This is a genomic window from Curtobacterium sp. MCBA15_009 (assembly GCF_001864895.1).
Taxonomy (GTDB): domain Bacteria; phylum Actinomycetota; class Actinomycetes; order Actinomycetales; family Microbacteriaceae; genus Curtobacterium.
The window spans coordinates 677303-688851 of record NZ_MJGO01000037.1 but is presented as its reverse complement, the minus strand read 5'-3'; the positions used below and the strand labels follow the sequence as shown (position 1 = coordinate 688851).

The 11549-nt window shown below is 73.2% G+C and carries 15 protein-coding genes; 3 read left to right on the top strand and 12 right to left on the bottom strand.

Features of this window, described 5'->3' with window-relative positions; translation table 11 throughout:
• Positions 1-515: 515 nt before the first annotated feature.
• The 9 genes from BIU97_RS11765 to BIU97_RS11725 all read right to left on the bottom strand — a co-directional run bounded on the left by BIU97_RS11765 (position 516) and on the right by BIU97_RS11725 (position 7240).
• Positions 516-2192 carry an MDR family MFS transporter gene (locus tag BIU97_RS11765; RefSeq protein WP_071254167.1) on the bottom strand — a complete coding sequence of 559 codons (1677 nt, stop codon included), beginning with the start codon at positions 2190-2192 and terminating at the stop codon, positions 516-518.
• Positions 2189-2809, bottom strand: a complete 621-nt coding sequence (locus BIU97_RS18105) for a TetR/AcrR family transcriptional regulator (RefSeq protein WP_071254169.1) — start codon at positions 2807-2809, stop codon at positions 2189-2191. The genes BIU97_RS11765 and BIU97_RS18105 overlap by 4 nt, the downstream gene beginning before the upstream one ends.
• Before the next feature lie 51 nt (positions 2810-2860).
• Complete coding sequence (locus BIU97_RS11755) at positions 2861-3343, bottom strand: GNAT family N-acetyltransferase (RefSeq protein WP_254782968.1); 483 nt, start codon at positions 3341-3343, stop codon at positions 2861-2863.
• Positions 3344-3465: 122 nt separating this feature from the next.
• Positions 3466-4155 (bottom strand): HAD family hydrolase, encoded by a 690-nt coding sequence (locus tag BIU97_RS11750; RefSeq protein ID WP_071254173.1) that lies wholly within the window; start codon positions 4153-4155, stop codon positions 3466-3468.
• A 55-nt stretch (positions 4156-4210) separates the two neighbouring features.
• Positions 4211-4852 (bottom strand): MBL fold metallo-hydrolase, encoded by a 642-nt coding sequence (locus tag BIU97_RS11745; RefSeq protein ID WP_071254175.1) that lies wholly within the window; start codon positions 4850-4852, stop codon positions 4211-4213.
• A 57-nt stretch (positions 4853-4909) separates the two neighbouring features.
• Positions 4910-5335, bottom strand: a complete 426-nt coding sequence (locus BIU97_RS11740) for a MarR family winged helix-turn-helix transcriptional regulator (protein ID WP_071254177.1) — start codon at positions 5333-5335, stop codon at positions 4910-4912.
• 77 nt (positions 5336-5412) lie between these two features.
• Complete coding sequence (locus BIU97_RS11735; protein WP_071254179.1) at positions 5413-5985, bottom strand: DUF3618 domain-containing protein; 573 nt, start codon at positions 5983-5985, stop codon at positions 5413-5415.
• Positions 5982-6425 carry a phage holin family protein gene (locus BIU97_RS11730; RefSeq protein ID WP_071254181.1) on the bottom strand — a complete coding sequence of 148 codons (444 nt, stop codon included), beginning with the start codon at positions 6423-6425 and terminating at the stop codon, positions 5982-5984. Before BIU97_RS11730 ends, BIU97_RS11735 begins: the two co-directional genes overlap by 4 nt.
• On the bottom strand, positions 6422-7240 hold the full coding sequence (locus BIU97_RS11725) for a hypothetical protein (protein ID WP_071254183.1): 819 nt from the start codon (positions 7238-7240) through the stop codon (positions 6422-6424). Before BIU97_RS11725 ends, BIU97_RS11730 begins: the two co-directional genes overlap by 4 nt.
• A gap of 147 nt (positions 7241-7387) precedes the next feature.
• Here BIU97_RS11725 and BIU97_RS11720 point away from each other — a divergent pair, with 147 nt between their 5' ends.
• Together BIU97_RS11720 and BIU97_RS11715 are read left to right on the top strand one after the other, a co-directional pair.
• Positions 7388-8143 (top strand): glycosyltransferase family A protein, encoded by a 756-nt coding sequence (locus tag BIU97_RS11720; protein ID WP_071254185.1) that lies wholly within the window; start codon positions 7388-7390, stop codon positions 8141-8143.
• Positions 8144-8241: 98 nt separating this feature from the next.
• Positions 8242-8910: a hypothetical protein gene (locus tag BIU97_RS11715; protein WP_071254187.1), complete on the top strand. Its 669-nt coding sequence runs from the start codon at positions 8242-8244 to the stop codon at positions 8908-8910.
• On the opposite strand, the gene BIU97_RS11710 is transcribed toward BIU97_RS11715, so the two are convergent.
• Entirely contained in the window at positions 8907-9533 is a 627-nt protein-coding gene (locus BIU97_RS11710; protein WP_071297702.1) for a helix-turn-helix domain-containing protein, read from the bottom strand. The two genes, BIU97_RS11715 and BIU97_RS11710, sit on opposite strands and share 4 nt — an antisense overlap.
• A gap of 66 nt (positions 9534-9599) precedes the next feature.
• On the opposite strand from BIU97_RS11710, the gene BIU97_RS11705 reads away from it, so the two are divergent.
• Positions 9600-10583 carry an NAD(P)/FAD-dependent oxidoreductase gene (locus BIU97_RS11705; protein WP_071297701.1) on the top strand — a complete coding sequence of 328 codons (984 nt, stop codon included), beginning with the start codon at positions 9600-9602 and terminating at the stop codon, positions 10581-10583.
• On the opposite strand, the gene BIU97_RS11700 is transcribed toward BIU97_RS11705, so the two are convergent.
• Together BIU97_RS11700 and BIU97_RS11695 are read right to left on the bottom strand one after the other, a co-directional pair.
• Positions 10568-11242, bottom strand: coding sequence for a pentapeptide repeat-containing protein (locus BIU97_RS11700; RefSeq protein ID WP_071254193.1), 675 nt, complete (start codon positions 11240-11242; stop codon positions 10568-10570). The two genes, BIU97_RS11705 and BIU97_RS11700, sit on opposite strands and share 16 nt — an antisense overlap.
• Positions 11243-11338: 96 nt before the next feature.
• A partial coding sequence (locus tag BIU97_RS11695; RefSeq protein ID WP_254782967.1) for a DUF6314 family protein occupies positions 11339-11549 on the bottom strand: 211 nt, incomplete at its 5' end.

Sequence of the window (11549 nt, the reverse complement as noted above, 5' to 3'; positions counted from 1 at the left end):
GGCCGGGCCGGGCCGGGCCGCGAAAGCGACGCACCTCGCCGCAGCAGGCTCGTCCCCATCGCGGAAGCGACAATTCGCCGCCGATGTTCCGCGGCGAAGTGTCGCTTTCGCGGACCCGCGGACCCGCGGACCCGCAGCCCCGCTGGCCCGCTGGCCCGCTGCCCCGCAGACCCACAGACTCGCAGCCCCCGGGCCTGCGGACCCACCGCCCAGCAGGCCAGCGGGAGGGTCTCCACCGCGGAAGCGACACTCCTCGCCGCAGCGCGCTGGTCCCCATCGCGAGAGCGACAGTCGGCCGCGAACAATCCGCGGCAAAGTGTCGCTTTCGCGGAGGCGCGGGCCTGTGGCCGCACCCGCTCGACGGACGGGAGGCACGGCGCCAGCTGACACCGTGCCTCCCGTCCGAAGGTGGTGACGACCACCCCGCGAAAGCGACAGTTCACCGCGAACGTTCCGCGGCGGACTGTCGCTTTCGCGGACCGAACCGGTCCCGGCCCGGCCCGGCCCAGCCCGGACTACTGCTGCGTGCGGTCCGCGGGCTCGACCGGCTGCGCCTGCTCCGCCCGGCCCTCGCGCTGGGCGCGCTCGAGCTCGTCGGCCTCGGCACCACCGACGGCCTCGCCGCGGGCGACCATGCCGGCCGTGTCGGACAGCGTGATCTGCGGCAGGAAGAGCGCGAGCAGGAACGCGACGGCGATGAACGGCAGCAGGTACCAGAACACCGGTGCCAGCGAGTCGGCGTAGGCGTTCACGATGCCGTCCTGCACCGCCGGCGGCAGCCCCGCCACGGTCGCCGGGTCGATGCTGCCCGCGGACGACGCCGCGTCGGTGGCCGAGCCGCCGGCGCCGCGGAACACGTCGGTGAGCGACGTGGTGAGCCGCGCCGTGAAGAGCGCACCGAAGACGGCGGTGCCGAGCGAGGCGCCGACCTCGCGGAAGTAGTTGTTCGTCGACGTGGCGGTGCCCACCTGCGAAGCGGGCACGGCGTTCTGCGCGACGAGGACGACCACCTGCATGATGAGGCCGAGGCCGGCGCCGAAGACGAACAGGTACGCGCAGATGAGCCAGATCGGGGTGTCCGCGGCGAGCTGGGTCATCGCGAGCATGGCCATCGCGACGAGGACCGTGCCGACGATCGGGAACATCCGGTAGCGGCCGGTCTTCGTGATGAGGACACCGGAGGCGATCGACGTGCCGATGAGGCCGGCCATCATCGGGAGCATCAGCAGACCGGAGACCGCGGCCGAGGTGCCCGACGCCATCTGCAGGAACGTCGGGACGAAGCCGATCGCGGCGAACATGCCGATGCCGAGCACGAGGCCGATGCCGGTGGCGAGCAGGAAGGTGCGGTTGCGGAAGAACGACAGCGGCAGGACCGGGTCCTCCACCCGCGACTCGACGAGCACGAGGAGCGCCGCCGACACGACGAGGCCGGCGAACCAGGCCCACGTCTCGGGGGCGTCCCAGCCGTGGTCCCGGCTGCCGCCGAACTCCGAGAAGAAGACCAGGCAGGTGGTGGCGGCGGACATGAAGAGCACGCCGAGCACGTCGATGCGCTTCGTCGCCTTCTTGTTCGGCAGGGTCAGCGCGAACCAGGCGACGAAGAACGCCGCGATGCCGACCGGGATGTTGATGTAGAACGCCCAGTTCCAGGTGAGGTGGTCGACGAAGAACCCGCCGAGCAGCGGGCCGCCGATCGCGGACAGACCGAAGATCGCGCCGAGCGGGCCGAGGTACTTGCCGCGCTGCGAGGCGGGCACGATGTCCGCGATGATCGCCTGCGACAGGATCATCAACCCGCCGCCGCCGAGCCCCTGCATCGCGCGGAACACGACGAGCTGCGTGAAGTCCGTGGCGAACGCGCACCCGGCCGACGCGACGGTGAACAGCGCGATCGCGATGAGGAACAGGTTGCGGCGCCCGAGGACGTCGCCGAACTTGCCGTAGACGGGCATCACGATGGTGGAGGCGAGCAGGTACCCGGTGGTCAGCCAGGCCTGGTGGGCGACGCCGCCGAGCTCGCCGACGATGGTGGGCATCGCCGTCGAGACGATGGTCTGGTCGAGGCTGGAGAGCAGCATCCCCGCGATGAGCGCGGAGAAGATGATCCAGATCCGGCGCTGCGTGAGGAGCAGCGGTCCGTCGGTGCCTGGGCGGGCACGCTTGGTCGTGCCCGGCGCGGTGGCGCTCATGCGGTGTGGTCCTGTCCGGTCGTGATGGCCGCCCTCATGAGGCGGAGGTTCTCGGTGAGCAGGGCGTCGAACGTCGGCCCGGTGGTCTCGTCGAAGGCGTCGTCGAAGTACGTCTCCGCCGTCACCTTCGCGAGCGCCGCGGCCGCCTCGGTCACCAGGCGCGCGCGGCGGTCGGCCGGGTCGTCCCAGCCGAACCGGGTGCGGACCGCCGCGGTGATGCGGCCGAGCTGCACGTCGGTGGCGGACAGGAACCGCGCGACGAGCGCGGGCTCCCGTTCGAAGACGCCGCGGACGAGGACCTCGTCCGCGCGGTCGATGCCGACGCGTCGGAGCTGGTCGACCGCGAGCGCGACGATTGAGTCGAGCGGGTCGAGGTCGCCGGGGACGATCCCGCCGGCGGCGTAGGCCTCGATGGCCTCGACGTCGGCGTTGATCTCGATGCCGAGCACGGCGTCGTCCTTCGACGCGAAGTGGTTGAAGAACGTGCGCCGGGACACCCCGACGGTCTGGCAGAGCTGCTCGATCGTGAACCCGTGCAGCCCGTGCTCGACGGTCGCCCGACGCGCTTCGACGATCATGCGTCGGCGCAGCGCGCGGGTGCGTTCGGTGGTGCTCACCGAACAAGAATTGCACTCTGAGGCTGAGAGTGCAAGGTAGAGATCGTCCCCCTACAGCGCCTTCTCGAAGCAGAACGACCACGGCATGGTCGCCGCGTAGGGCTCGTAGACGTCGATCTGGTGCCAGCCGGTCTTGCGGTACAGCGCGACGGCGTCCGGCTGCTTGTCACCCGTCTGCAGGATGAGCCGCGGGGCGCCGAGCTCGCGACCGACCCGCTCGCACTCGTCGAGCAGCGCCGTCGCGGCGCCCTTGCCGCGCGCAGCCGCCAGCACGATGAGGCGCTTCAGCTCGACCTCGTCGCCGAGGCGACGGACGGCGATGTGCCCGACCGGTGCACCCGACTCGTCGAGGGCGAGGACCGACGTGACCACCGTCGAGGGGTCGACGCTCAGCGCACGGCTCCGCTCGGCGGTGACGGCCGGGTCCTCACCGGCGTTCGACGAGCCGTAGCGCTCGTGCATCTCGTCGTCCATCCGGGCGCGGAGCTCCACGCTGCGGGGGTCGTCCCAGGACACGCGTTCGATCGTGATCACGAACGTCGATCCTGGCACGCGCGACCGACGGTGCGGAAACCGAGGCGCCCGACGGTGCGGAAACCGAGGCGCCCGACGGCGCGGGAACCGAGGTGCCCGTCAGGCGCGACCGGCACCGCCCGTCAGGCGTGCTGACCGAGCGCCGCGATCGGGCCCTCGCCAGCGCGGAACGCCGCGAGCACGGCCGCCGCGTCGTCGTACACCTCGGCCGCCCCGGCACCGCGGAGCTCGTCGCCGCCGATGCCGCCGGTCATCACACCGACGCACGTCACGCCCGCCGTGCCGGCGGACTCGACGTCCCACACGGCGTCCCCGACCATCACGGCGGAATCGGCGGAGACCCCGGCCTTCTCGAGCGCGACCCGGACGATGCCGGGGTCGGGCTTCGCCTGCTCGACGTCCTCGGAGCTGGTCTCGGCGGTGACCCACTCACCCGCGTCGAGCAGGTCGCGCAGGCGGGCGAGTTCGTGCTCGGGCGCGCTGGTCGCCAGGACGACGGCGTGCCCGGCCTCGGCGACGGCCTGCAGGAGTTCGCGCGCGCCCGGCAGCAGCCGGAGCCGTGGCATCTGCTCGGCGTAGTAGGCGGTGTGGAACTGCTTCGCGGTGTCGCGGGTCTCCTGGGACGCCTCCGGCAGCAGCGTCTCGAGCAGCTTCGCCGAGTCCATGCCGATCGCGCGGTGGATCCGCCAGGCGTCGACGGACTCCCCCGCCGCCAGGAACGCACGCCACCACGCGTCGATGTGCGCGTAGTTCGAGTCGGCGAGGGTGCCGTCGATGTCGAAGAGGACTGCTGTCGTGGGTGCGTCGGCCATCCGTCCATGCTGCTCGGGAGGCCCGGATCGCCTCCCAGGGGCGGCCGGCGGCCCGTCAGACGGTGATCGTCTCCCCCACGGGCAGGATGCGGACCGGTACCGGCCCGAGCCCGTCCGGGCCGAGGAACCGCGTGGTGGACTGCTGGCCGAGGTCGCTCAGCATCGCCTCGTGGATCTGCACGGCCCGCTCGGGAGCGACGGCGCGGACGTAGTCGACGGCCTCGGCCGTGTTCGTCCACGGCCCGCTCGTCGGGACGAGCAGGGTCGGCACGGGCACGCCGGGCTGCAGGTACGCGTCACCGGGGTGGAAGACGGCGTCGTCGACCAGGTAGCCGACGTTGGCGGTCGAGGGGATGTCGGGGTGGATGACCGCGTGCTGCTCGCCGAAGACCCGGACGGAGAACGACCCGACGGTGATCGTGTCGCCCGCGTGAACCGCGACGACGCGGCCGTGGTGCTCCCCGAGCTGCTCGACGACGGTCTGCGGCCCGCGGACCACGAGCTCCGCGTTCGCCGCCAACCCCGCGCGCAGGGCGTCGACGTCGAGGTGGTCGGGGTGGTCGTGCGTGACGAGCACGCCCGCGGCCCCGCGGACGAGGTCGGCGGCCTCGGGCGTGAAGACCCCCGGGTCGATGACGAGGGTGACGCCGTCCTGCTCGAGGACGACCGTGGCGTGGGTGTACTTCGTCAACTCCATGCGGCCAACTGTACAACAGTGTTGTACTTGTTGCACGGGGTCGACCTGCGGGTCCGCTCAGTCGGCCCGGCGCGCCAGGCGCTCGAACAGCTCGGGCAACCGCGCGAGCAGGGCGCGTTCCTCGTCGTCGGTCTCGGCCCGGATCGCCCCGGCCAACCAGTCGGCGCGGGCGTCCATCTCCTGCTGCAGCACCGCCCGCCCCGCGTCGGAGAGGCGGATGACCGAGACCCGGCGGTCGGCGTCCGAGACGGCACGCTCGACGTGCCCGCGGGCCGCGAGCTCCCCGACGGTGCGCGACTGGCCCTGGTGCTTCACCCCGCGGAGCCGGGCGAGCTCCGCGATCGTCAGCGGCCCCTCGCGCAGCAGGAGCCCGAGCGTCGCGGTGTGCGCCGCCGGCAGGGCGTCGGCCTCCCGCCGCGCAGCGCGCACGAGGCGACCGACGGACTGCCGGAGCTCCGCGGCGAGCTCGTCGATCGGGTCCATGCCGGAACGCTACCGCGCGACGGACGGGAGGCCCGTGGCTGGATCGCCACGGGCCTCCCGTCCGTCACCTCGTCGCGTCAGCTGTTGCGGACGTCGTCCGCAGCCCCCTGCGCGTGGTCCTGCACGTCGGACGCGGCACCCTGCGCCTCGCCCTTGACGGTCTGCGCGGCGTCCTGCGCGGTCCCCTTGAGGTCCTGCGCGTGCTCCTTCGCCGCGTCGCCGAGCTGCGACCCGACGTCCTTCGCCTGCTCCTTGACGTCGTCGACGAGCGGTGCCGCCTTCTCCTTGAGGTCACCGGCGAGGGCTTCCTCCCTGTCCGTCGTCGGCAGGAGCGACGACACGAGCCAGCCGGCGCCGAACGCGATGAGGCCGACGGCCAGGGGGTTGCCCTTCGCCTTCTCGACGCCCTTGTGCGCGACGTCCTTCGCCTGGTCGGAGGCGCCGGAGGCGGATCCGGAGGCGCTCGAGCGGGCCGAGTGGGCCGCGCCCATCACGGACTCGCGGACGTCCTGGAACCGGCCCTTGACCTTCTCCGTCTGGCGGTGGGCGATGGACGACGGGCTGACCTTGTCGGCGAGGGCGTCGACGTCGGAGCCGAGTTCGCCGCGGGTGCGCTCGATGTCGGCGCGGATCTCGTCTGGGGTGCTCATGGCTTCCTCCCGGTGGTGGGCTTGAGGGTGTCGGGGACTTCCTTGACGGTCTCGACCGTCTGCGGGACGCCCCGGATCTCCTTGATCTCCTTGCGCCCACGGAGGGCGAGGACGGCGGCGACGATCGCGTAGACCACCGCGATGATCAGGGCGGACCAGGCGTTGCCGACCAGGTGTCCGAGTCCCCACCACGCGGCGATCGACAGGAACAGCAGGGCGAACAGGGCGGTGAGGCCGGCGCCGCCGAACATGCCGCCCGCCTTGCCCGCCTTCTTCGCGGAGTCGGTCAACTCGGCCTTCGCGAGGGCGACCTCCTGCCGGAACAGCGTCGAGAGGTCGCGGGACACGTCGGACAGCAGCGACCCGAGTGGCGTGGTCGCGGCACGCTCCTCGGGGGTCGGTTCCCCGAGGGGTGTCGCGCCGGGGGCGGAGTGGCTCATGCGGTGCTCCCCGGCCCGGTGGTGCCGTCGCCGGCCTCCTTCTCGTGCTTCGCCTCGGTCGCGAGCGCCTTGGCCAGACGCCCGGCCAGCAGGCCGGCGCCCGCGGCGATCGCGATGAAGGTGCCGGGTCGCTTGGCGGCGAAGGTCTTCACCTCGTCGAGCAGCGAGCCCGGGTCGCGGTCCTCGAGGAACCCGGCGACGGAGTTCGCGCGGCCCGAGAGGTCGCGGACGACCTTCGAGGCGACGCCCTGCTCGTCGTCGTTCTCGGCCATGCGCCCGAGCTGCTCACCGAGGCTGCGGAGCCCACCGGCAGCGCGCTGCTGCTGGTCGGCGGCCTGGTCCTTGAGCGTGCTGCTCGCCTGCGCGTACAGCTGCTTGGCGTGGTCGGTCGCCTCCGAGGCGACGTTCGACGCCTGCTCCTTGACGGTGCCGGCCACGTCGGCGGCCTTCTCCTTCGCGTCGCCGGCGACGTCCTGCGCGGCACTCTTCGCCGCGTCGGCCTTGCCGGAGCCGCTGCCGGCGTCGTGCCCGGTCGTGCCGCCGGTGCCGACGGCGCCGCTCGCGGCGGTCGGCGTGGCCGGCAGCTGCTCGTCGGCGGGGATCGCGTCGAGCGGGGCGTCGAACGGCACCTCGGTGGCGTCCTCGCCGTACGGGTCGTACGTCAGCGGCGTCGACGGGTCCGCGGGTCGCGCAGCGGACGTGTCGCTCGCCCAGGACGGCACGGTCACGCCGGGCGCGACCTCGTGCCCTTCGGCGGCTGCGGTGCGGTCGTGGATCGGGGTCCCGGAGTCGTTCCCGGGTGGGTTCGTGGTCATGGTCGGCCTTCCGGTCGTGGTCGTCGTCGGCGTGCACCGGCGGCGTGTCGTGACCGAACGTGCGCGCTCGCCTCTGGGCATGCACGCAGGAACGCCACGGAACGCGGTCCGACCGCCCGCACAGCGACCGCTCGACAGGATGGTGGGATGCCCAGCGTCTCGGTCGTCATCCCCGTGCGCGACGACGCCGCGCACCTGCGCCGGTGCCTCGACGCCCTCGCACTGCAGACCGTCCCCGCCGACGAGGTCGTGGTGGTCGACAACGGCAGCACCGACGAGAGCGCGTCGGTGGCGTCCGCCGCCGGGGCCGTCGTGGTCTCCGAACCCGTCCGCGGCATCGCCCGGGCGTCGGCACGCGGCTACGACCGGGCGACGGGTGACGTGCTCGTCCGGCTGGACGCCGACTCCGTCCCGCCGGCCACCTGGATCGCCGACGCGCTCCGGCTGCTCGCCGACCCCGCCGTGGTCGCGGTGACCGGGCCGGGGCGTCCGCACGACGGCAGCCCGCTCGTCGTCCGGCTCTGGGACGCGGTCTACATGCGGCCGTACTTCACGCTCATGTGGGCCGCGCTCGGCCGTCCGCCGCTGTTCGGGTCCGCGATGGCGCTGCGCCGCCGGACCTGGCTGGCCGTGCGGTCCCGCGCGCACCGCGAGGACGCCGAGGTCCACGACGACGTCGACCTGAGCATGCAGCTCGACCCGGCCTGGCGGGTGGTGGCCGACCACGCGCTCACGGTGGGGGTGTCCGCACGACCGTTCTCGGGCCTCCCGTCCGCCCTGCTGCGGACGCGCCGCGCCTTCCACACGTTCCACGTGAACGGCCGGCGGGCGAACCCGGTCCGTCGGTGGGCCCGGCGGGTGCGCTCGGCGTGGCGGGGGCGCCGTGCCTGGCACCGCCCCTGACGCACCGCCAGGGGGGCGACGGACCCGGCCGACCCAGGGTCGGATCGGTACCGTCGTGAGGGAGGGTCACGACCGGACGTGACCGGACGAGGGGAACCATGCGCGACACGACGCGGACCACACGCACGACGCTCACCGTCACGGCACTGCTCGCGGCGGGCCTCGCCCTCGCCGGGTGCGCCGCTGACGGCGGGACGGACCCGGCCGACGCCGCGGCGACCACCCGCGTCACCGGTTCAGCCACTCCGTCCACGGGCACCAGCAGCACCCCCCGCCCGACCTCGACGATCACGCAGGTCCCCGGCGTCGACTTCGACGGCGGCTCGGTGCCGGACAGCTGCACCGACCTCGTCACGCCGGGCAGGTGGGACGACTCGTTCGCGAAGGCGCCGCTGAACGACCCGTCCGTGGTCGGTGACCCGATCGCGATCCCGAAGAGCGCCTTCACCCCGGTCCTGCAGCCCGACGGCAAGCGGCTCTACTGCGTGTGGCGGGAACCGCAGGCCGACATCTCGTACCTGTCGATCGCGGTGGACGTCGTCGACTCGGCCACCGCGAGCGACGAGCTGCAGGCGCTCACGGCGAAGGGCTACGACTGCGGTAACGAGGCCGAGGGCTTCCTGTGCCAGAAGGTGTCGGAGAACGAGCAGTACCCCGTCACCGACGGCGACACGTACTTCACCCGTGGCGACATCGGCATCCACATCCGGCAGTCGAACATCGAGACGACCGACCTGCTCGAGGACGTCACGGCCCACGTGTTCTAGGGCGTCGGCGTCCGCTCACGGGTCGGGCGGGAGCGCACGTGCGCCCGCTCGCCCTGCGGCCCGAACAGGCAGAGCACCTCGGTGACGGCGTCGGTGACGTTGCCGACCCAGTGCGGCGTGTGGGTGTCGAACTCGACGACCTCACCCGGCCCGAGGTCGATGTCCTGCTCGCCGAGCAACAGCCGCAGGCGACCCGACAGCACGTAGATCCACTCGTAGCCCTCGTGCGTCTTGAGCGACGGCTCACCGCCGGGCGAGTGCGGCTGGAACAGCTGCTTGTACGAGCGCACGCCCCCGGTCCGACGGGTCAGGGGCACGACGACGCGGCCACCGATCACCTCGGGCTTCATGTGCACGCGGGGATCGCCGGTCTGTGGAGCGCCGACCAGGTCGTCGAGGGGCACCTGGTACGCCCGGGCGAGCGGCAGCAGCAGCTCGAGCGTCGGTCTCCGCTGCCCCGCCTCGAGCCGCGACAGGGTGCTCACCGAGATGCCGGTCTGCTCCGACAGCGCGGCGAGCGTCACGGCGCGGTGCGCGCGCAACGCACGGAGCCGGGGCCCCACCCCGTCGACGACCTCGGTCGTCGTGCGCGTGGTCGTCCGGTCCTGCTGACGGTGCTCCATGCCGCCATGTTGCCACACCGGCAACAGACGTTGCCGTCGTGCGGACCCAGCGCCGATGATCGGCCCATGCCTGATCAGTACGACGTCATCGTCATCGGCGGCGCGGCCGCCGGCCTCTCCGCCGCCCTCGTCCTCGGACGCTCCCGCCGCTCCGTGCTCGTGGTCGACTCCGGCGAGCCCCGCAACGCCCCGGCGGCCAGCGCCCACAACTACCTCGGCCGCGAGGGCGTCGCCCCCGCCGAGCTCGGCCGCCTCGGGCGGGAGGAGGTCGCCGCCTACGGCGTCGAGGTCACGGCCGGGAGGATCGTGGCCGCGTCCGCCACGACCCTCGACGGCACCGACCCGGTCGGCTTCTCGGTCACGCTCGACTCCGGCGCGACCGTCACCGCCCGCAGGTTGGTCGTCGCCTCCGGCGCCGTGGACGTCCTGCCGCAGGTCCCCGGGCTCGCGGAACAGTGGGGGCGCGGCGTCGTGCACTGCCCGTTCTGCCACGGGTGGGAGATCCGCGACCAGCGCATCGGCGTCCTCGTCACGACGCCGAACGGAGCGCACCACGCGCTCATGTTCTGGGCGCTCAGCGACCGGGTGACCGCGTTCGTGACCGATCCTGCGCTCCTGGACGGGACCGCCAGGGCCGGTCTGACGGCTCGTGGCATCGAGGTCGTGGACAGCCCGGTCGCCGAGGTGCTCTCCGAGGGCGAGCGCCTGTCCGGGGTGCGCCTCGGCGACGGTTCCGTCGTCGCGCTCGACGCGCTCGCCACGGCCAGCCGGCCCGAGGCGCGGGTGGCGTTCCTGTCCGGCCTCGGCCTGGCCGCGACCGAGCAGTTCATGGGCGACCTCTCGTACGCGACGGCGCTGACCGTCGACGCCGGGGGGCAGACCCCGGTGCGGGGCGTGTACGCGGCCGGCAACGTGACGACCCCGATGGCGACGCTGATCGCCTCGGCCGCCGCCGGCACCCAGACGGGCGCGGCGGTGCACGGCGACCTCGTGCAGGCCGACCTGGCCGCGGCGCTGGCGACCGCTGCCGGGGCTCAGTCGACGCGGTAGCCCGCCTGCGCCGCCAGGAGCGGGGCGAGCGTGTACAGCTGGTCGGTGCCGATCGTCGCACCGCGGAAGCCCTCGAGCCGCTCCACCCGGTCGAGGTCGGCACCGCGCAGGTCCACGTGCTCGATCCGGGCGTCCGACCCCTCGGCGTCGCGGATGCTGCTGCCCTCGAACGAGACCCGCAGCAGCTTCGCGTCGGCGATGTCGAGCTCGTCGACGACGCAGTCGCGGAACACGACGTCGGTGAGCGTCGAGCCGCGCAGGTTCACGAAGCCGAACTTCACCCCGACGAACTCGACCCCGTTCAGCCCCGTGTCGTACAGCTCCGCCGAGCCGACCCGGCCGCCGGACACCCGGACCTCGCGCCAGGAACTGCTCGACGCGCGGAACACGGGGGCGTCGAGGGTGTCGACGAGCGAGTCGTGGACCCGCAGGCCGCGCAGGTCGGCGTCCCCGGCGCGGAGCGTGTCGACGACGCACTCCTCGATCTCCAGGTCGGGCAGCCGCTCGCCGGACAGGTCGAGCACGTCGATGCGCTTGCCCTCGATCCGGTCCCCGCTCAGCACGTCACCGGGGCCCGGCACCCAGTCCTGCAGGTCCGCGGGTTCGGTCAGGGTGATGCGCGGGGCGTCGGTGCCGCCGGTGCGTGGTGATCGTGCCATGCACCCAGTGTGGTCGCTCGGGGTCCGGCGCGGGGCTCGGGCTCGGGGTCGGGGTCGGGGTCGGGGTCGGGCTCGAGCTCGGGGTCGGGATCGGGGTCACGCTCGGGTGAGCACGCTGTCCAGCCGGTAGTCCTTCGCCGGGCCGCGCGCCTCCCACCGGACGGTCCAGCGGTCCCGGTCGCCCGCGAAGGCACCGGTGTAGTCGTCCGGGGCGCAGGCATGGGCGACGCTCGTGCCCCAGACCCAGTCGTGGAACACCCGCCCGTCGGCGAAGTGCACGGTCCAGCCGGCGGGGCCGGGGGCGGCG